Source organism: Acinetobacter sp. CFCC 11171 (assembly GCF_003268405.1).
GTDB lineage: Bacteria > Pseudomonadota > Gammaproteobacteria > Pseudomonadales > Moraxellaceae > Acinetobacter > Acinetobacter amyesii.
The window spans coordinates 67,339-86,847 of sequence record NZ_LQXP01000008.1 but is presented as its reverse complement, the minus strand read 5'-3'; the positions used below and the strand labels follow the sequence as shown (position 1 = coordinate 86,847).

The 19,509-nt window shown below is 37.4% G+C and carries 18 protein-coding genes and 2 tRNA genes; 11 read left to right on the top strand and 9 right to left on the bottom strand.

Annotated elements, in window-relative coordinates; translation table 11 throughout:
- Positions 1-89: 89 nt before the first annotated feature.
- Complete coding sequence (locus AVJ20_RS05880) at positions 90-1,970, bottom strand: potassium transporter Kup (RefSeq protein WP_111884513.1); 1,881 nt, start codon at positions 1,968-1,970, stop codon at positions 90-92.
- Positions 1,971-2,092: 122 nt separating this feature from the next.
- On the opposite strand from AVJ20_RS05880, the gene AVJ20_RS05875 reads away from it, so the two are divergent.
- The 6 genes from AVJ20_RS05875 (at position 2,093) to AVJ20_RS05845 (ending at position 6,416) form a co-directional block, all read left to right on the top strand.
- Positions 2,093-2,183: transfer RNA gene (locus AVJ20_RS05875), tRNA-Ser, on the top strand.
- A gap of 183 nt (positions 2,184-2,366) precedes the next feature.
- On the top strand, positions 2,367-3,563 hold the full coding sequence (locus tag AVJ20_RS05870) for a tyrosine-type recombinase/integrase (RefSeq protein ID WP_111884512.1): 1,197 nt from the start codon (positions 2,367-2,369) through the stop codon (positions 3,561-3,563).
- Position 3,564: 1 nt separating this feature from the next.
- Positions 3,565-4,362, top strand: a complete 798-nt coding sequence (locus AVJ20_RS05865) for a hypothetical protein (protein WP_111884511.1) — start codon at positions 3,565-3,567, stop codon at positions 4,360-4,362.
- Between the two features lie 107 nt (positions 4,363-4,469).
- The gene (locus AVJ20_RS05860) at positions 4,470-4,664 is read left to right on the top strand and encodes a helix-turn-helix transcriptional regulator (protein WP_228144768.1); all 195 of its coding nucleotides are present in this window, start codon (positions 4,470-4,472) and stop codon (positions 4,662-4,664) included.
- A gap of 243 nt (positions 4,665-4,907) precedes the next feature.
- A complete protein-coding gene (locus AVJ20_RS05850; protein WP_078193165.1) occupies positions 4,908-5,180 on the top strand; it encodes a hypothetical protein in 273 nt (90 codons plus the stop codon).
- A gap of 300 nt (positions 5,181-5,480) precedes the next feature.
- Positions 5,481-6,416, top strand: coding sequence for a hypothetical protein (locus tag AVJ20_RS05845; RefSeq protein ID WP_162689738.1), 936 nt, complete (start codon positions 5,481-5,483; stop codon positions 6,414-6,416).
- 227 nt (positions 6,417-6,643) lie between these two features.
- Here AVJ20_RS05845 and AVJ20_RS05840 read toward each other — a convergent pair whose 3' ends face one another.
- Both AVJ20_RS05840 and AVJ20_RS05835 read right to left on the bottom strand, forming a co-directional pair.
- Positions 6,644-9,226 (bottom strand): DEAD/DEAH box helicase, encoded by a 2,583-nt coding sequence (locus tag AVJ20_RS05840; protein WP_111884508.1) that lies wholly within the window; start codon positions 9,224-9,226, stop codon positions 6,644-6,646.
- A gap of 7 nt (positions 9,227-9,233) precedes the next feature.
- The gene (locus AVJ20_RS05835) at positions 9,234-10,175 is read right to left on the bottom strand and encodes a DUF1837 domain-containing protein (RefSeq protein WP_111884507.1); all 942 of its coding nucleotides are present in this window, start codon (positions 10,173-10,175) and stop codon (positions 9,234-9,236) included.
- A gap of 599 nt (positions 10,176-10,774) precedes the next feature.
- Here AVJ20_RS05835 and AVJ20_RS05830 point away from each other — a divergent pair.
- Both AVJ20_RS05830 and AVJ20_RS05825 read left to right on the top strand, forming a co-directional pair.
- Positions 10,775-11,002: a hypothetical protein gene (locus AVJ20_RS05830; RefSeq protein WP_078190515.1), complete on the top strand. Its 228-nt coding sequence runs from the start codon at positions 10,775-10,777 to the stop codon at positions 11,000-11,002.
- A 189-nt stretch (positions 11,003-11,191) separates the two neighbouring features.
- A tRNA-Thr gene (locus AVJ20_RS05825) sits at positions 11,192-11,267 on the top strand.
- 51 nt (positions 11,268-11,318) lie between these two features.
- Here AVJ20_RS05825 and AVJ20_RS05820 read toward each other — a convergent pair.
- The 3 genes from AVJ20_RS05820 to AVJ20_RS05810 all read right to left on the bottom strand — a co-directional run bounded on the left by AVJ20_RS05820 (position 11,319) and on the right by AVJ20_RS05810 (position 14,755).
- A complete protein-coding gene (locus AVJ20_RS05820) occupies positions 11,319-12,146 on the bottom strand; it encodes an SAM-dependent methyltransferase (RefSeq protein WP_111884506.1) in 828 nt (275 codons plus the stop codon).
- Position 12,147: 1 nt separating this feature from the next.
- A complete protein-coding gene (locus tag AVJ20_RS05815; RefSeq protein WP_111884505.1) occupies positions 12,148-13,446 on the bottom strand; it encodes an FAD-dependent oxidoreductase in 1,299 nt (432 codons plus the stop codon).
- Positions 13,447-13,876: 430 nt separating this feature from the next.
- Positions 13,877-14,755 carry a pirin family protein gene (locus AVJ20_RS05810; protein ID WP_111884504.1) on the bottom strand — a complete coding sequence of 293 codons (879 nt, stop codon included), beginning with the start codon at positions 14,753-14,755 and terminating at the stop codon, positions 13,877-13,879.
- Between the two features lie 328 nt (positions 14,756-15,083).
- Between AVJ20_RS05810 and ycaC the strand changes: the two genes are divergently transcribed.
- Together ycaC and AVJ20_RS05800 are read left to right on the top strand one after the other, a co-directional pair.
- A complete protein-coding gene (gene ycaC, locus AVJ20_RS05805) occupies positions 15,084-15,710 on the top strand; it encodes an isochorismate family cysteine hydrolase YcaC (RefSeq protein ID WP_111884503.1) in 627 nt (208 codons plus the stop codon).
- 107 nt (positions 15,711-15,817) lie between these two features.
- Positions 15,818-16,741, top strand: a complete 924-nt coding sequence (locus tag AVJ20_RS05800; protein ID WP_111884502.1) for a LysR substrate-binding domain-containing protein — start codon at positions 15,818-15,820, stop codon at positions 16,739-16,741.
- Positions 16,742-16,808: 67 nt separating this feature from the next.
- On the opposite strand, the gene ahpC is transcribed toward AVJ20_RS05800, so the two are convergent.
- Entirely contained in the window at positions 16,809-17,372 is a 564-nt protein-coding gene (ahpC, locus tag AVJ20_RS05795) for an alkyl hydroperoxide reductase subunit C (RefSeq protein ID WP_078190520.1), read from the bottom strand.
- A 162-nt stretch (positions 17,373-17,534) separates the two neighbouring features.
- A complete protein-coding gene (locus AVJ20_RS05790) occupies positions 17,535-18,173 on the bottom strand; it encodes a TetR/AcrR family transcriptional regulator (protein ID WP_111884501.1) in 639 nt (212 codons plus the stop codon).
- Positions 18,174-18,305: 132 nt separating this feature from the next.
- On the opposite strand from AVJ20_RS05790, the gene AVJ20_RS05785 reads away from it, so the two are divergent.
- Positions 18,306-18,770 (top strand): hotdog fold domain-containing protein, encoded by a 465-nt coding sequence (locus tag AVJ20_RS05785; protein WP_111884500.1) that lies wholly within the window; start codon positions 18,306-18,308, stop codon positions 18,768-18,770.
- A 124-nt stretch (positions 18,771-18,894) separates the two neighbouring features.
- Here the strand turns inward: AVJ20_RS05785 and ssb are convergent, their stop codons facing one another.
- A complete protein-coding gene (gene ssb, locus AVJ20_RS05780; RefSeq protein WP_111884499.1) occupies positions 18,895-19,482 on the bottom strand; it encodes a single-stranded DNA-binding protein in 588 nt (195 codons plus the stop codon).
- Positions 19,483-19,509: the final 27 nt, after the last annotated feature.

Below are 19,509 nucleotides of genomic sequence, written 5' to 3'. Positions count from 1 at the left end.
GTTTAATTATTACAGATAAAAAAGCCAGAATTGATCTGGCTTTTTCGTGTCTAACTTTTAAATCTATGCCTAAAAGTTCAATCTACGTCTTAAATTTCAATCTGACTGCCCAACTCAACCACACGGTTGGTTGGAATTTGATAAAAATCGCTGACTGGACTGGTATTTCGCTGCATAGAGATAAACAGCTTTTCTCGCCAAGGTGCCATGCCTTCACCCAAGGTATGAATAATGCGGTCTCGGGAAATAAAGAAACTGATTTGCATTAAATCAAATTCAAAGCCCAATTCACGATACGCATGCTCCAAAGCGGCAGGAATATTCGGCTGATCTTTAAACCCATAAAACATGGTGATTCGATAGAATCGATCATCTAGTTTTTCCGTGATCACCCGCTCATTTTCGGGTACAAATGGCACATCTCGGGTGTTGACCGTAACCATAATATTGCGTTCATGCAGGACTTTATTGTGCTTGATATTATGCAACATGGCATGAGGCACGATCTCAGGCGTTCCAGTTAAGAATACCGCATCACCTGGAACAAACTTGGTTTCACTGCCCATGCTGACACTGCGAATAAACAGGTCAATAGGCAAGGCATCTTTACCGAGTCGATTGAGCACCAATGCCCGACCATCTTTCCACGTCATTAAAATCGTAAACAATACCGCACCAATCAGGATTGGAACCCAACCGCCCGCTGCGATTTTTAATGATGTCGATGCAACAAAAATCAAATCAATCAATAAAAATGGAGCTGCAAAAATCGCCACTTTCCAAACCGGCCAACGCCATAAACCATAAGCTAAAACTGAGATCAAAATCGTACCGCAGAGCATGGTCATGGTCACAGCTACGCCGTACGCACTGGCCAAATTCGCACTGTTTTCAAACAGCAAGATCAAGATCAGCACCGAGATAAACAATGCCCAGTTAATAAATGGTAAATAAATCTGACCACGTTCAACTTCAGAGGTATGTTTCACTGTCAAACGCGGCAAGTAACGCAATTGAATCGCCTGATTGACCATAGAGAATACCCCTGTGATCACCGCTTGAGAGGCAATCACCGCGGCCGCTGTTGCCAAAGCAATCATTGGATACAATGCCCATTCAGGAATCAGCATATAGAATGGATTGGCTAAAGCTTCAGGATTACGCAGTAGCAAAGCACCTTGACCCGCATAGTTCAACAGCAAGCACGGCATCACCACAATAAACCATGCCAAGCGGATTGGGAGTCGGCCAAAATGCCCCATATCGGCATATATTGCCTCACCACCCGTCATCGTCAAGATAACCGCACCCATGGTCAAAAACGCAACATAAGGCTGCTGTACTACAAAATTGAAAGCCCAATGCGGACTGATCATCGTCAACACAAATGGCGTTTGCGAAATACTCCATAGTCCAAAACCACCAATGGATAAAAACCACATAAGCGTCAAGGGACCAAAGAATTTACCCATCGTGCCTGTGCCATGGCGTTGCACTAAAAATAGCCCCGCCAAAATACCGATCGATAAGGGTTGCAGCCATTGGTTAAACATCGGCGTCGCAATACTTAAGCCTTCAATAGCGGATAACACAGAGATTGCGGGGGTAATGATCCCATCACCAAAGAACAAAGATGCCCCAATAAAGCCAAGGGCAATCAGGTAGATTTTTTTGTTTTCGGCAATTCGTGTGGTTCGTAGATTCAAGGCCAACAGCGACATAATGCCGCCCTCGCCATTGTTATCTGCGCGCATGATGATGCTGACGTATTTAAAACTAATCGTCAGCATGATGCACCAGAAAATCAGGGACAGAATACCCAGCACAGACGCTTCGCTAATCGCCAAGTGTGCTGTGAGGAAACATTGGCGCAGCGCATATAACGGGCTCGTCCCAATGTCTCCGAATACTACGCCCAAGGCTGCCAAGGTGATGGCAGGCAATGCGGCTTTTTGTGCAGTACTTTGCATATAATTGTCTTCAATTTAGACAGGATTTTTGCGAATCATAGCACCGCTCAAGATGTTTTTGTCTAATTCAATTGTTTCTCTTGGCAGAATATATTTTTTTCGCTATTATCCACCGCGCAAAAGGTGAAGTGTCCGAGTGGCTGAAGGAGCACGCCTGGAAAGTGTGTAAACGTTTATAGCGTTTCGAGGGTTCGAATCCCTCTTTCACCGCCAAAATTCATAATCATGCAGTCACATGATGTCTTAAAAGGCTTAAATCTAAAGGGTTTAAGCCTTTTTTGTTGTCTCATTCAATCTCATAGCATTCATTGCAATCCCCCATTTTGAGGGGGATAATTGGGGGATAAATTATCTCGGCAGATTTTCGTCCCCCAAATTGTATGGAAGCGCCTCAAAATGCTCACAGATGCTCAAATTAGAAAGATCAGACCACTTGAAAAGAAAAAACGCTATTCAGATGAAAAAGGCTTATATCTAGAAGTTACTCCTGCGGGCGGTAAGTTTTGGCGCTTAAAGTATCGTTTTAATGCTCGTGAAAGCACTTTAACTATCGGAAGCTATCCAGAAATCTCACTTGCCCAGGCCCGCCGTAGTCGCGATGAAGCACGTATTCAGTTGTATCAAAACATTGATCCTAATGCGGTGAAGAATCAACGCTTACAACAAATTGATGAAAGTATCCTTTTTAAATCACTTGCAATGGAATGGATGGATGACCGTAAGGCTGTTATCAAAGAAGCTACCTATTTACGCGACCTTTCCGTTTTTGAAAAAGATTTATTTCCAGCTTTAGGTAATCTACCTATTGATCAAATCAAAGGAAAAGATGTCCTCGCTTGCGCTAAAAAAATTGAAGAGCGTGGTGCACAGGAAATGGCTAAGCGCTCTATCCCTCTAGCGGGCCGTATTTTCCGTTTTGCGATACGTAAAGGCATAATTGAACATGATCCTACTCCTCACCTACAAGAGGCTCTAAAGCCCCGCAAAGTGATGCATATGGCACGTCTAGACATTTCAGAGTTCCCTGCTTTTTTACTTCGCATGGATAACTACCACGGCAATATTTTAGTTAAAACAGCTTTATTAGTGATGACATTAACTTTTGTCAGAACATCTGAGCTTATCAATATGGAATGGAATGAAATTGACTTCGAAAATAAATTATGGCGCATTCCTGCTCATAAAATGAAAATGGCTCTACCTCATATTGTCCCACTCTCAAAACAATCCTTAGAACTAATAGAAGGCTTAAAACCTCTAACAGGTAATAAACAATTTGTATTCTATAATCACAGCACGGCAAAACCCTTGAGCAACAATGCATTATTAAGTGCTATTCGAACTATGGGCTATATGGGCAAAATGACAGGTCATGGATTTAGAGGACTTGCATCTACCACCTTACATGAACAAGGCTATTTGCATGATGCAATTGAAATTCAGTTAGCCCATCAAGTCGGTAATGCGGTGTCTCAAGCCTATAACCATGCCCAACATATGGACTATCGAATAAAAATGATGCAGGAATGGTCTGATTTCATAGATAGTTTAAGGAATAATGTAATCCCATTCCCTAAATATAGAGTCTCATAACATGTCAGATATATTGCCATACACCTTTGAAGAGGCACTAAGTAAATTAGGTCATGGCTTTGATCTCGCAAAATTACTGGATCATATTGCCAACGGTGATTTAAAAATATGCTTTAGATATGATGGTGTAATAGGTTTTTTGAACCAATTTCTATCTTTTATGCATCCTCAAATGTCATCAGATGAATTAAGAGGTGAGCTAAGTGGTTCTATGGAGTTTCATGGATGGCTAACTATTGATTGCGGTTCTGAACAAACGAATGAAATCTTATATGGTGAAAAGACAGGCATTGATATCAATTATTCAAATGAGAAGAATCCAAATATTGATGTTCATAATAAATTTGATTTCATTCTCTTAAATGAAGACTTAGAGCTTTATAATTGTAATGGGCAAAAAGTTGAAACGCCTCGCATTTTTTCTAAAAAGATTTACTTTCAAGATCTTAGGATCACTCAGAAAAGTTTCAATTCATTCTTTCAAGAAAAATTAAAATTAGAAAATGATAATGAATATTCAAAATTACTAACAAAATTCAAAGAGCTTGAAAGTGAATACAATAAGCTTAAAAAAGAATTAATTAATGCAAAAAGTAAAAAAAGCTACGATCAAGCCATCTATTTGTTATGCCATTACCCCGAAATAATCGACTTAAATCAGAAACCTTATTCTAATTATGAAAGAGTAGCCAATCATTTTTCTCAACAAAGAATCACTCCTCCAATTCCTACAGATGAAACATTTGTAAAAATTTTACGTTCAGCGAAAACCGAATTTGATAATTTTTCTCCGAAATAACCCGATATCGGACATCAAAATTTAAGCCTTTTCTAGAATACACCTATCCCATGCAGTTACAACTAATTGCATGGCATTCCAACAACTTACATTGATAGGTGTAAACCATGTTTCAAGAAGAATTCTTGAGAATGAAAGATCTTGCCAATCGACCCGATAGCAAAGGACTGATTGGCGTCTCCTCCCAAACACTTTGGCGGTGGATTCAACAAAAAAAATTCCCTGCTCCCACAAAAATCGGTTCTAACATTTCTGTATTCAGAATGTCTGAAGTTCAGGCATGGATGAAGGCACAGGGCTAGAAATGACAGAGTCAAAAATTTACAACCGTAAACAGGCGTCTGAACTTCTAGCAAGCCATTTACCCCACAAAACGGTGGATCAATGGCATCACTGGCTTGTTAGAAACATTCGACAGTCAAAGCATGTTTACAAATTGACGTTTAAAGAAATTGGAAGGCAAATCTGTTACTCAGAAAACAGTTTACTTGCCTTCATTAAATCATCAACAACACCCTACAATCAAATGAACAAAGGAGTTCAACATGGACGTTAAAACTAAAATTCTCAGCGCCGTAGTTTCACAAGTCGTTGCGGATTTAATGAATCACAAAGACTGGGATTCATTCATGGACTACACAGATTGGACAGCTTTCCAAGCTGAAGTAAATAACAAGGAACTTACTTCAAAAATTCAACGACTACTCCAATGTCCTGAATATAAGCAAATCATTCAATATGGCAACAAAGTCTTTAATGATGAAATGAGTCGACAATCGGAGGAATTCAATCAAATGATTCAAAACATCCCTTGTTAACACATACGTATTGAAGAACGGCTCTAAGAGCCGTTTTTTATTACATTTAAATTTAAAAGGAATACAGAAGCCATGAATGATATTCAACTGAGTCCAAAATACCAACAACTTATGAATCGATTGGATCATTTAGATTCTATTGATCCATTTCACAATGATTATTATGCAGAAATGCAAGCCATCAATTTTCAGCGTGCATTTCTCAAAGCTCAATCCGCGCGACAGCTACATCTACCATCGACAACATCCCAAGTTTTGAGTCTCTCCATTTACACGCCGCATGCTGAAATGACCAACCTTATGAATTCATTAGATCAAATTTATGCCGAAAATGCTCAGTCGGCGATTGATTTAGAAACCGTTATTTACTCAAACATTAATAACTATGATTTCAAGGAAATGAATATTATGGTTAAAGCTCAAGTCGATTTTTTAGACTTATATTTTGAAATTGGAAAACCTTCTACACGGCATGACATTAAGAAATATTTAACGGAAAAAACTGGGATTACTCACTACATTTCAGAACATAAAAAAGGTTTCATCATTCGCCTGCATGATATGAATTCTTTGCACGAATTACGGCGCCGTATCCAATATTTAGATCATTATAAATGCAATAAAGACAGCTTTCGAATCATGGAACTTGAACTGGCAATTGATTTATATCGTTTTAAGCACAAAGCGCTTGTTACAGCCCTTTTTAAATCTATTTGTCTTCCTAGTACAGCTGAAAACTTCCGTGTTTTTAAGAACCAATTAGGCGTATTTACTCCCATTCCGTTAACCCCTCTCACAATGATGAAAAAAATTGAAAGTGGGTATAACATCGGAATCAATCACAAAAAAGCAGATGAATACTGGCATCTTTATGTCAAAACAACGGATCAAAACAAGCAACCGTTGCCTGAACACAAATGGCGCATCCGCGCAGAAAAGAACATTAAGCTTAATATTCTAACTAAAATGAATAATCGACTGAATAATTTAAAAGGTCTATTGTTCGATGGGTTTAAAGGACTGAGCTTTACGCAATTAGTGAATAATGCGCCCCAATCTGTGAAAGATATCTATAAAGAATCGATTCTACCTTTTGGGATGGAGCAAAAAATCTACTATGGCAAATCTCGTCATAAGAGGACTTTACAAGGATATATCAAAAAAAATGCAGATTTGAACCGATTCATTTCCAATGCGGTTCATAATCTTCTTCGCAATTTTGCTATCAGTGCTTAGCGATAAGGATTCTCCCGTAAGCTTTAATCCATAAGGCTTACGGGTTAAATCGTTTGATTGATCTGCCTAATAACTTATATACCCTATATACAAGTTATAGATATGATTCAGCTTAACATTAACTTAATCCTAACTTAACGCTTTTCAAACAAATGAGCGAAGTCTTAGGAAAGTAGCGAAATCGTGTATGGAGAGCATTTACAAAAACTGAATCATTTACAACATTCTTATACTTTCAAAGTATTATTCAAATTTCTAGCTAAAACATTATCAAGTTCTTTAACTAGAATTTTGTTCATTTTAGCTCTGCAATCAATTAGATTTTTTTCCAACCACATAAAAATTTCTCTTTTATTGCAATCAGTTTTAATTATTAATCTTGACAAATATAGAGCAGAAGATCGGGATAAACCAATAGAAACTAAGGTCAATTGAGTTTGATTAGAAACACCCATTTCTAAAAATGAATGAAAATCTCTGTGATCTTCAATTAAATCACTTCTACCATTATCATTTAAATATATATTTAATATGTCATTATAACATCCAATATACTTAGGAGCATTGAAACGTGGAATACGTTCAATACTATCAAGTACATCTCTAATAACCTTATTAGAATTAAAATTCTCCCCCTTTTCTTGGAGATATGAAATTCTTTCACTTATTATTCTAGAAACACTAAAACCCCACATCCACTTCAAAATTAGACTGTTATAAAAATTCTGTTGAGAAAAACTAAAACCCAAGTTATAGGTTAAGCTATTTTTTATTCTTTCTAGAACGCCTCGATACCGTTGATAAGATAATTGATTTTGAGCCCCACCTAAACACAAACGCTCAATCGGCTTATTATTATTAAAGTAAAAAGAGTTATATAGATTATTCATAAGTATTGGACTAATTCCTGGATTTTTCTCAACCACCTCAATATTTATTTTTAACGTAGCATTTAAATTATCCAAAGCAGTGTATAAACAACCCAAATCAATTAAACATTTTTTAAATTTAAAATAATCCAAATTTTTATTTCTAAAATAGTTAACAAATATTAAGTTTAAAAATGCCTCTAAATTTGGATTAGCCCGACACTCAGAAAAATGATCTGTTGATTGAATAAAGTTAATTATATCTGTAACTGAAAATTCACATTTCTGAGAAAATTTATGTATCTGAATTTTTTGTTTTTTTATAGGAGGTTCTCCTCCTTCCCATAATTCGTTTACATTAGAATCAACACAAAAAATATTTCCTTGGAATTCTTTACCCCAACGACCTGCTCTCCCGACAAGATTCCAAAAGTCTGTTGGTTCCATTAATTTCGTTCTACCCTTTTTAGGCCCTCTAACAAAAATATTTTTACATGCAAGGTTAACACCTTCTATTAAAGTTGATGTACAAATTAAAAATCTAATCTTATTCTCTGAAAATAAACGTTCGACTTCTGACTTTAAGGCTAGAGGCATATTGCCATAATGATAAGCAATCCCCTTAGTTAAAACTTTTGCCAATAAAAAATCTTGGTGTACTTCAGATTTAGCGAAATCTATTAACTCATCTATATCTTCATAAAATAGACTATTATTTATATATTGATATAATTCTTGTGCAATTTTTTCTGCATCAGCGGCTCCATTCACATAAATAATATTCCCATAACTATTATTAGAAATATTAAAAGCAACTTCTACTAAACGCTTTACTCCAGAAGTATTATTTTTCTTATATAAAAAATTACCTAATTTATTTTTTTCTTCAAAATAATTAAGATATACATCCCATTTTTTTTGTTTTTTATCTTGTTCAACCCATAACAAATTTTGATTTACCGTAATTAAATTACTTTTATACACTTCTGAAGTTTCATTATGATCTAAGAGTATTTCAGGATTATCTGTAAATGGACTAGCATATAAAATCTTAACCAGTGGATTATAAAACTTACAACTCATTATTGCTTGTTCTAAATAAACACCTCTAACTCCATCACCTATTTTATGAGCTTCATCGACAATCAAGACATCAACTTTATCTCGATAATTTATAGATAAAAAAATATTCAACCTTTCTTGAGTGAAAATTAGAATATTCTTTTTATACATTTTAATATCTTCAATTATCGGAATAACATTAATATTAACTTCGTTACTTACAACACCTAAAAAATCATTATAGACTTGGTTGATTAATGCTCTAGTTGGCACTACATATATAACTAGACCACTATCACTTTTATCTAAAAAATCTTTAACCCATGTTGCTAATATAAATGACTTTCCTGCAGAGGTTGGTGCGGAAATTGATACTTGCTTACTAGTAGTATCTTGGAGTAAATCCCAACATTGTTTCTGAAATTTATTTAGGTAAATTTCTTCTTGATCCGATAATTCAATCGAATATTCAAGATCCCTTCTAAATGATTCTATTTTTGCACGCACACATAAACGGTCAAAATATCCTTTGCTCACCAATTCTCTTTTCTCAGCTAATTTAATCGCATTTTTATTAGTAAGAGTATCTAAAATTAATAAAGCACTATCCTTATTATCACATTGTGACTCAGGTGTTAAACAATATTGAGCAACCTTGAGAGCAATATCTTGAAATAGCGGTTTATCAGAATTACAAAATAGACTTGCGCATGTTAACAAATAATTAATATCTTCATTTTTCAAACGATTAGAAATAATTTCTTCATTTTTATTTATATTTTCAAACTGATCACATACATAATTTACAGCTAGTTTAAGAACTAAATCTTTTACATAATTTTTACCAACTAGATAATCACACATCTGTTCAATGTTCATAATATTTTCATCCCGTCAATTTCTCATTAAATTTTTCTCTAAATTCTTGGACGTTTGGAAATGGCAATAAAAAGACATGAATTTTTATCTTAGTTAAATCCTCAGCAGATATTCTCGTTAAAACATTCTGGTTCCATTGAGTAATTTGACTAGAAACTCTCTCTCTTACTTCTTCAATAGCTTGGGCAATTCCTACTTCACCATAACAATTATGATCAAATGCGATTAAACAAATTCCTCTATATTCTAAAACGTTAAAATTAGGATCATCTGGATCAAGATATGATTGTAAAGCTTGTATTAAGTCTGGTTCTGTAACATTCATAAAGTCACTTAATAAATGCAAGTCCCTCCTGTCATAGCCAGTTCCATTACCTTTCAACAGAGGTGCTATACTTTTCATACACTCATAAATTGCACTACTAGGGCTTTTATATAATTTAGACTCACCCCAATATAAACAAAGTTTCTTTGTATCTTCACATACCCCTATATGTATCCCATCCGCCCCATTGTAGTGAAGCTGGCTGTTAGTCTTCAAACTCATTTTGCTAATTAACTGGGGTAGTTTTAACAGATACTCTGCAAAAAGAAATAAAAGTAGTTCTCCACTTTCTCCGCTATTATTTAATGAGGTAAACAAGCCTTTAGCTTTATTGCTTAGTTTCGCCATCTCGATCATTGAGCCAGTTTTATTAAAATCTGCAACGACCTTCTTTATTTCATTCCGAGGGATAGCATAATCGATCAAGCAATTACATAAATGCTCTACCAAACCATCTATTCTAATTTGACCATTTCCATCTAAATTCACACAGTGAAAGTGACAAATTGTACTCGTATCATTAATAGCTACATTTGGCTGAACCTCATGTAGGTAAGCACTTAAGGGCTTGGCCTTATCTCTTGCAAGATTAGTTAAAGCATTTTGTATTTCTTTAATTTCCATAATTTCTTTTAAACAATTTTCATACAATCATACTATATTTTTATGTCGAAATTTAAGAACTACTCTTTGCTAAAACTCATTGGGGGATAATTGGGGGATCAAAAAAAATATAAAATTTTTTATTAAAAGAATATCAATTACTTAATTTAAAAATATGACTCCCTCTTTCCAGAATAAACTGCAATGCCAAGTAGAATGAAGGTCTAAATTGATAAAATTTAGGCCTTTTTTAATTTTATTGTTCTCAATATTAAATATTCCCCTAATTGATCTTCTATTTGTTTAGCTCAATAACTTCACAGTATTTAAGTCCTGATTGATGGATTTAAATCACACGTTTTTTTCCTAATGCACGACTTATGGATTTTTTATTGGCAGCAATAAGTACACGTATATTTACAAATACAAATTTTATATTCTAAAGACAATTACTTAAGCCTATGCTAAAAATAAATCATCCTCTCAATATAGGTACTATTCAAAAAATTATTCATTAATTTAAACATCATAGAACTGAAACGCGATTGCGGTACTTTTAACTTGATCAACGAAAAACTTAAAAAACACCTTTCATATATCACTGCTATTCGGGAGAGAACATGAATAACAGCCAGAATTATGTTAAGCAGATCAAGAACGCCAAACGTGGTGGCTATACCCCAACCCTTGCCAAAGACATCAATAAACATAAAATTCAAAAAGCACAGCGTCTGATTGACGAATGGCGAAAGCTCGCCAATGAACTCCGCCCACAAATGCAACTGGAGATGGCATATACACTTGAGGAATGCGCACAGGATCTAGACCAAATTTTAAGAATGAAATAGCACTCAACGTTCATCCATCCTATTTTCTCGCCCACATCTTGTGGGCGAAACATTGCCTAATTTTATTTTCTGGTTTTTAGAGCCAAACATCGGTTGAATGCTGAATAAATCAAACGTATAAATTACATTCGATTTGCTGTTTTTTTAACTTGCGCCGCTTCAAAAAATCTGTAGAATGCATTCCACAACGCCGGCATAGCTCAGTTGGTAGAGCAACTGACTTGTAATCAGTAGGTCCACAGTTCGAATCCGTGTGCCGGCACCATTTCTTAGCCTCGCTTTTTAGTGAGGCTTTGATGTTTTTAGAGCCGCTCTTTTATGGCTTCCTCGCGCTAATCTGCACATAACGAATCAGCCCGTCTCGATACAACTTTTCGCACAATTTTGCCGTCATCTTGATTTTGAATTGATCCACATGACTCAGGCTCATCTGACTTTTTTGTTCTTGAATATAATCTGCAAAACCCTGAAATACGAATTCGCTGATATCTTCAATCTGGATATTTTCGAAACCTGCCTGTTGCACTTGGTGTTGTAAATTTTGCTTTGAATTTAAATTTTTCAAATTCACATCTGCTGCTTTCAACAGACTTTGATATTGCAGTCGCTGTAATGAATTTAAATTCAAAAACGCATCGGATAACATTAAATAGTGAAAAGCAAAGCGTCCTTTTGAATTCAAAACATGAAATATCGATAAAAGCAATAAATTCAAATCACTATGATAAGCAGCATCAATACACAGCACGGCATCCATACAGTTTTGTGGATAAATATTTTTTAAATTCAAAAATGAATCTTGCTGGATTTTGATTTTTGAATTTAAATTTTTTTGGATTTTTTCCACACATTCGGTTTGCAATTCGACTGCGGATAAGTTTTGAATTTGAAAATGTTCCATCCAAAAAACCAAGCTCGCGCCCTGCCCACAACCAAGGTCTAAAACACGATCTGTAGATTTTAATTGAATGGATTCGGCAAGATGGAAAGCGAGTTTTTGACAGGCTGCAGGGTAGGATGATTTTGCATCATTCCAATAGCCCAAATTGCTCCAAGCAAGCTCCGCATCATCTCCGAGTAGTCGACTGTTAATCGCATATTTATGGCTAGGAATATAATGACGAATTGCTTGAAGCCATTTCATGTTAGTAACCGAGTTGAGGGGCAACCTCCACTTTAGGTTTTAAACCTACAAACGGCAATGGTGCACCAAAAATTTCTGCAATATGCATAGCAGATGTTACCGCAGACTCTAAAATCGGCAGACCATCGCAAGACCATGAGCCACAAAAGAAGACTTTACGCTCAGGGGATAAATGTCGTTGCTGTAACTCTTTATTTAGCGCCACCGTATGTGAATCCACCACTGCGCGTGTCAAACTGACCGAAGAGATCACTTTTTTAGGATCAATCGGTGTCACTGGCTGCCAAGTTTGGAACACTGGAGTTTTACCCACCAAGCTCGGCTCGATTGAGTTAAGCCACACGGTAAATTGCTGACGAGTAAATTTACGATCCATCATATAACTTAGTACAGACCAATCTTTGCGCTTCGGCGGCATCACCGTTTGATCAGTGTGGATCACCAACTGACCTTGCTCAAATTTAAATTTCTTTAAAAGCTCAATATCGTCAGCAAACTGAGTAGAATCTAAAAATTCTTCCGTTTTGGTGGTTGGTGTTGCGACTACCACGCGATCGAATAGATGATGTGCTCCGGCCTCAGTTTCCACCAAGACCTTATCGTTTTGCTCGTGCACTTTGGTAATTGCCGTACCACTTTGAATATTTAAACCTTCAATCAGCTTATCAACCAACGCAGGTGTACCACCTTGGATACGCAACAAGGCATCGCCATTGGTCAATTGACGCAAGAAAATCAACAACGGTTTCGCAGGCCATTCCCCAATCGTTTTCGGGTTACAGGTGCAAATGGTATACAACACAGGCATGACCGCACCATGCCAAAATACTTCTTCAATTTCATTTTTATTAATGAACTCGGCAAGCGTGATGTCCTGATTTTTTGATTTAAAAAATCGAGTGATCGCGGCTTTAAGTTGCAACATTCCTTTGACTAAACGCCAGCCATATTGTTGTAAGCCTTTACGGTTATTAATAATTGGGAAATTACCAATACGGCTACGACTGGTGGTCAACCACGTTTCTGTACGATCTTCAAAGAGCCAACTGCATGCCATATAGGTACGGACAGGGAAAGTTTTAATTCCTAAATGGGTCGCCAAACTTAAGGTATTTTTCCAGAGGTGTGGATTCATCACACGCAAAGGGGCATCGATTAAGCCGCCTTCAAACTCAGTGCTGTGGCTATCCATACCACGACCAGGCAGAGCTTCGAAAATTGTAATGTTATGCCCTGCGTCTTTAAGAATTCTTGCGGTAGCCAGCCCAGCCATGCCACTACCGATGACTGCAATTTCCAATTTTCTTTTCCATCTATAAAACACAGTTTAAAAGTATGACTGATCAGAACTTAAAAATAGCTATTAAAAAATACCAGATTCGCATTTTTTGTATGGATTTCAGTACAGCGGTTTTTAAGTTAAATTTACAAATATTTACATTCAAAAAGCACACAATTTAAGCTTTGTTTTTTAACCATATTTTTCTTTAAAATTTTAATTACCCTATAAAACCAAACAATTAAATTAACCATTTTTATAACTTTTGGTTTACTTTAAAGCCAAGTCTCGCTAAGATGCGCCACATAAGAAAGTGATAAATTCATCACAATTTATAAAAAGTAAAATGATATTTAAATCATGACAACTATAAATACTACAGCGCTCAATAAAAAAGCCTCTGACTGTTCAGAGGCTTTTTTTTCGGCTATTTCAATGTCATGAATTTCGCTTAAGCTTCATGCGCCACTGCAATTTCACCAAATTTTCCGTTATTGAAATCATCAAAGGCTTGAATGATTTCAGCTTTGCTATTCATCACAAATGGGCCATAACCTTGAATCGGCTCATTTAGTGGCTGACCGCTAAGCAACAAAAATTGTGTGTCCTGCAACGCTTGTAGCTGAATGGCGATATCGTCTTTGGCAAACATGACCATCGAACTGTCTTGCACTTTATGGCTTTCATTCACCACAACTTCACCCTTCAAGACCACCAAAATGGTGTTATGCCCTTCAGGTACATGTAAGGTGGTTTCATATTGAGCTTTTAACTCACCATCCCAGACATTCACTGGACTAAAGGTCTGTGCTGGCCCAAGGTGACCACCCATTTCACCGGCAATCACCCGAATATGGCCTGCACCTTCATCCATGTCTATGCGTGGAATATCTTGGCGCGTGATCGATTGATAACGAGGCTGAGTCATTTTGTCTTTTGCCGGTAAATTCACCCACAATTGAACCATCTCAAAAAGACCACCTGCTTGAGCAAATTCAGGCGAATGAAATTCTTCATGTACCAAACCCGAACCTGCGGTCATCCATTGCACATCGCCCGTTTGAATTGTGCCGCCACCACCACTTGAGTCTTTATGAGTCACTTCACCGCTGTAGGCGATAGTCACGGTTTCAAAACCACGATGTGGATGTGAACCCACGCCATGCTGTGCAGTGGTGGGATCGAACTGATAAGGTGCTGCATAATCCAAAAGCAAAAATGGGCTAATCGCCTGACCTAGACGATCATAGGAAAATAAGCTTTTGACTGGAAAACCATCGCCCACCCAGTGCATTTGCTGATTACGATAAACACCAATTACTTTTTTCATTTCTTAGCTCCTATATTCATACGATAGGATGAACATAGCGCTAATTTTAAACTTTGAAATACTTACTGACCATCATCCAGATAGCATTCTATATCTCAAATATAGAACAATAATCAGTAATACAATCTAAAATTTACTCAAAAACAAGCATTGATTTGAAAAATATAGGGGTTTAAGTCATATTCAACAATAAATTATCCCAATTTTATGATTGTTTTTCTCATTTAAACCCATTCCATTATCCCATTTTTATAGCTATGCTAAATCGAGTTAACACGCAGACTTCATCTGATCCTGCGTACTTGCAAACAGGAAAGAGGACAATAAAATGGGCAAACCTTACGTTCGTTTAGACAAAGACAATGCCGCGGTACTTTTAGTTGACCATCAAACAGGTCTACTTTCATTGGTTCGCGATATTGATCCAGATAAATTTAAAAATAATGTGCTCGCACTTGCTGCAGCTGCTAAATATTTTAATCTTCCAACAATTCTCACCACCAGTTTTGAACAAGGTCCAAACGGGCCATTGGTTCCAGAACTCAAAGAAATGTTCCCTGACGCACCTTATATTGCACGACCAGGTCAAATTAATGCTTGGGATAATGAAGATTTTGTGAAAGCAGTCAAAGCAACCGGCAAAAAACAATTGATTATTGCCGGTGTAGTGACTGAGGTTTGTGTGGCATTCCCAACCTTGTCTGCTTTAGAAGAAGACTTTGACGTCTTTGTGGTGACCGATGCTTCAGGTACTTTCAACCATTTAACCCGCGACTCAGCGTGGGAACGTATGACGCAAGCGGGTGCACAGCTCATGACGTGGTTTGGTACCGCGTGTGAATTACACCGTGACTGGCGTAATGATATTGAAGGTTTAGGTGCGCTTTTCGGCAACCATATTCCAGACTACCGTAACCTCATCAACAGCTATACGCAAAATACTGAAAATAAATAATCCTTCAGTAGTAAAAAGCGGCTTCGAGCCGCTTTTTTTATACCTGATGTATAAATTGACGTATGATAATTGGAATTGAAATAATTTTTCACTGCATAAGGTGATCCATGCATTCATTTGATGACTATTACTACTTTTACTTGGTGGTGAAACATGGCGGTTTTAGCGCTGCAAGTGAAGCATCGAATATTACAAAATCAAAATTAAGCCGACGCATTTTAGATCTTGAAGCCAAATATAATGTCACCCTTATTCAGCGTTCTACCCGACACTTTAAGGTCACGACATTAGGCCAAGAATTGTATGAAGAATGCATAAAAGTGATCGAACAAGTCGAATGTGCGCATCAGGTACTCCTGAAGCAAAAAAGTGAACTTGAAGGCTTGGTTAAAATTAGCTGTCCACCAGTCATGTTGGAACATCAAATTCGCCCCTTATTAAATCAGTTTTTAAAAGATCATCCCAAAGTTCAGGTCGAACTCGAGCTGTCTAGCCGCCGTGTGGATGTCTTACATGACGACATTGATTTGGCGATTCGCACCAATTTTAGTAAGAATGAAGACTCGAGCATTATTGTACGTGACGTGATTAAAACAGTGCATTGCTTAGTGATTAGTCCTGAACTTTTACAAGGACGCGAGTTAAAGCATATTACCGAATTGACAGAATTTCCGAGTATCGTTTTGGGCACACAGAAAAACCGCTATCAATGGCATTTGCATCATACGGGACAGCAAGAACAGATTGAAATTGCCTTACAGCCTCGGATTAAAAGCAATGACTTAGCCGGTGCTTATTATGCAGCACTCGATGGTTTAGGCATTGCAGACTTACCCTATTTAACCGTGCAAGCAGATATTGAGGCAGGTCGTTTAATTCACCTCTTCCCCGAATGGTGCTCAAATGTCGGTACGGTGCAATTGGTATATGCTTCGCGCAAAGGTCAACGCCTAGTCATGGAAAGATTAATTGACTATTTAGTCGATGGAGTTCGTGGCTATGCTCCAGAACATGATGGCTATTTAGTCTAATGATCTAAACCACAAAAAAGCCAGAACTGAGTTCTGGCTTTTTTAAATCTACGGTTGGATCACCAAATTAGATTTTACCCACTAGGTCGATCGATGGTGCAAGCGTCGCTTCACCTTCTTTCCATTTTGCAGGACATACTTCACCTGGGTGTGCATGTACATATTGAGCAGCTTTTACTTTACGCATCAATTCAGAAGCATCACGACCAATACCACCTGCATTGATTTCAACGATTTGGATTTTACCTTCAGGGTCAATTACGAAAGTACCACGGTCAGCAAGGCCATCCGCTTCAATTAAAACATCAAAGTTTTTCGCAAGTGTCCAAGTTGGATCGCCAACCATTGGGTATTCGATTTTCTTAATTTCTTCAGAAGAATCGTGCCAAGCTTTATGCGTAAAGTGTGTATCAGTAGATACTGAATAAATTTCTACGCCCATTTTTTTGAATTCAGCATAGTGATCAGCAAGATCACCTAATTCTGTTGGACATACAAAAGTAAAGTCAGCAGGATAGAAAAACACCACAGACCATTTACCGTAGAAGTCTTTTTCTGAAACTTCAATAAATTGACCGTCTTGGTAAGCGGTAGCGTTAAATGGTTTTACTTCAGTATTAATTAAACTCATTTGATATTCCTCTAACTCATTTCAGGGATTGCTTATCTGTTGAAGCTAGAATACGACTTATCAAATCATAGGTAAAACCGAACTTTTTTATAAAAACTATCGGATTTTTAGATTTATTATTTAAATCAATCTTTGCCTTTCCATCGAGCAAACCAATCAATTTCAATGAGAGCAAGGCTTTATATCCATACAGAGGGCCTGCCAAGCAGCCTGTATAAACTGTTGTTTATAGTGTGATGGTGGCGTTTTGACTTTATGCGATAACCATGCCCGACAATAATTTTCCGTTGCCCCTAAGACCAAAGACATCATTAATTCTTTGGGTAAATGCTCGATCAAATGCCAATCGGATTGTGTGGTCAACCAATCCAGCAGCGCGGTATTGCGTTGTAGATTATGTTGTTTTAACTCGGCTTGTAGCGTTTCCTTACGCATACTAAACCCTGCCGCATACAAGAATCCTGCAAAATCAGGATACGCTTCGACCCAGTCTATATACGAGCACAAAATGGCTTGAATGCCTTCCTGCAGCGATTGGGCCTGTGTCAAGGCGTCTGCCCTTTTCGCAAATTGATCTTGCAATGCTGCAAAATACAATGCTGCTACTAAACCATCTTTATTTTTAAAATGATGGTAAATCGCACCAACACTGGTCTCTGCGCGGTCTCGCACAAGTTCAATCGTCGTCGTTTCAATCCCTTGTTCTAAAAAACATGCAAGGGCTTCTCCTAAGATCTGCCTTTTAAGTTCCGCTCTGCGACCGCTGTAAATTCGTTGCAATAATGCTTGATTTGACGACATTGATACTTTCCTTTGCTCGGGTCATTTTAAAACAATGTTGGCTTTTTTTAATAGCTGTGACGTCATTTACGCCATTAACAGAATATTATTCCGTATTAGAATTATATTCTGAATAATGAAGGATAATTAAGCATGAGCCAAGCATTAAAATTATGGAAGGTCTTCCAAAACAAACCCGCAGGGAAATGGACTTTTTCTAAATTGCTGTGTTTAAAAGCACCGTATTTCAGCAGTATTTCGCCTGTTTTTGATGAATTAAAGCCCCAATACTGTGAACTACATATTAAAAAACAGCGCAGTGTGTTGAATCATATTGGCACTGTCCACGCGATTGCCATGTGTAATATGGCCGAATTGGCTGGCGGTACCATGACGGATGTAACCGTTCCGAGCAGCCATCGTTGGATTCCCAAAGGCATGACTGTGGAATATTTGAAAAAAGCCGATACAGATTTAACGGCCATTGCCACGCCTGTCGATGCTAATTTTACGTGGAATGCAGGGAGTGATTATTTGGTGAATGTCGTGGTGAACAACACGCGTAATGAAGCCGTTTTTAAAGCCGTAATTACCATGTGGGTTTCTGAAAAAAAATAAGTCGTCGACTCAATTGCAAAATGAAACTGATCTTTCAAGATGAGACCTACGAAAAAAAACCCTCAAGATTGAGGGCTTTTTTTTGATGATGATCTACCGTTTTAAACGCTGTGTTTAAGGTTCATTAAAACGGTAAGTCGTCATCTAAATCTACTGCTGCAGGAGCCGGTGTCGGTGCAGGCTGTTGTTTTGGCGCAAAACCACCTGGGTTGTTATTGCCATAGCTATTGCCTTGAGCCGGTTGGTTATTGCCATAACCGCCTTGGTTTGAGCTATTACCGTAGCCACCTTGGTTTTGGTTATTGTTATAACCACCTTGTTGATTATTAAAACGAGGCTGACCAAAATCACCGCCTTGACCTTGTTCGCCTTGTTGGCGATTATTGTCAAGCATTTGCATTTGTTCACCACGAATTTCAGTCGTGTAACGCTCTTGACCGCCTTGATCTGTCCACTGACGAGTACGTAATGAACCTTCAATATAAACTTTAGAACCTTTGCGCAAATATTGCTGTGCAATTTCACCTAAGCGGTTATGTAACACAATACGGTGCCATTCTGTTTGCTCTTTACGTTCACCTGTATTTTTATCTGTCCATGAATCACTCGTTGCAATTGAGAACTGAGTGAGAGAACCACCATTTGGGAAAGTTTTTGTTTCAGGGTCACGACCCAAAGTACCAACTAAAATGACCTTATTTACACCACGCATCAGACGTATTCTTCCTATTTGTTTCTA

Excerpts from the sequence above, each read along its gene's own strand:
- AVJ20_RS05880 (WP_111884513.1), bottom strand. The coding sequence starts at position 1,970 with ATGCAAAGTACTGCACAAAAAGCCGCATTGCCTGCCATCACCTTGGCA.
- AVJ20_RS05870 (WP_111884512.1), top strand. The coding sequence starts at position 2,367 with ATGCTCACAGATGCTCAAATTAGAAAGATCAGACCACTTGAAAAGAAA.
- AVJ20_RS05865 (WP_111884511.1), top strand. The coding sequence starts at position 3,565 with ATGTCAGATATATTGCCATACACCTTTGAAGAGGCACTAAGTAAATTA.
- AVJ20_RS05860 (WP_228144768.1), top strand. The coding sequence starts at position 4,470 with ATGTTTCAAGAAGAATTCTTGAGAATGAAAGATCTTGCCAATCGACCC.
- AVJ20_RS05850 (WP_078193165.1), top strand. The coding sequence starts at position 4,908 with ATGGACGTTAAAACTAAAATTCTCAGCGCCGTAGTTTCACAAGTCGTT.
- AVJ20_RS05845 (WP_162689738.1), top strand. The coding sequence starts at position 5,481 with ATGAATTCATTAGATCAAATTTATGCCGAAAATGCTCAGTCGGCGATT.
- AVJ20_RS05840 (WP_111884508.1), bottom strand. The coding sequence starts at position 9,226 with ATGAACATTGAACAGATGTGTGATTATCTAGTTGGTAAAAATTATGTA.
- AVJ20_RS05835 (WP_111884507.1), bottom strand. The coding sequence starts at position 10,175 with ATGGAAATTAAAGAAATACAAAATGCTTTAACTAATCTTGCAAGAGAT.
- AVJ20_RS05830 (WP_078190515.1), top strand. The coding sequence starts at position 10,775 with ATGAATAACAGCCAGAATTATGTTAAGCAGATCAAGAACGCCAAACGT.
- AVJ20_RS05820 (WP_111884506.1), bottom strand. The coding sequence starts at position 12,146 with ATGAAATGGCTTCAAGCAATTCGTCATTATATTCCTAGCCATAAATAT.
- AVJ20_RS05810 (WP_111884504.1), bottom strand. The coding sequence starts at position 14,755 with ATGAAAAAAGTAATTGGTGTTTATCGTAATCAGCAAATGCACTGGGTG.
- ycaC (WP_111884503.1), top strand. The coding sequence starts at position 15,084 with ATGGGCAAACCTTACGTTCGTTTAGACAAAGACAATGCCGCGGTACTT.
- AVJ20_RS05800 (WP_111884502.1), top strand. The coding sequence starts at position 15,818 with ATGCATTCATTTGATGACTATTACTACTTTTACTTGGTGGTGAAACAT.
- ahpC (WP_078190520.1), bottom strand. The coding sequence starts at position 17,372 with ATGAGTTTAATTAATACTGAAGTAAAACCATTTAACGCTACCGCTTAC.
- AVJ20_RS05790 (WP_111884501.1), bottom strand. The coding sequence starts at position 18,173 with ATGTCGTCAAATCAAGCATTATTGCAACGAATTTACAGCGGTCGCAGA.
- AVJ20_RS05785 (WP_111884500.1), top strand. The coding sequence starts at position 18,306 with ATGAGCCAAGCATTAAAATTATGGAAGGTCTTCCAAAACAAACCCGCA.
- ssb (WP_111884499.1), bottom strand. The coding sequence starts at position 19,482 with ATGCGTGGTGTAAATAAGGTCATTTTAGTTGGTACTTTGGGTCGTGAC.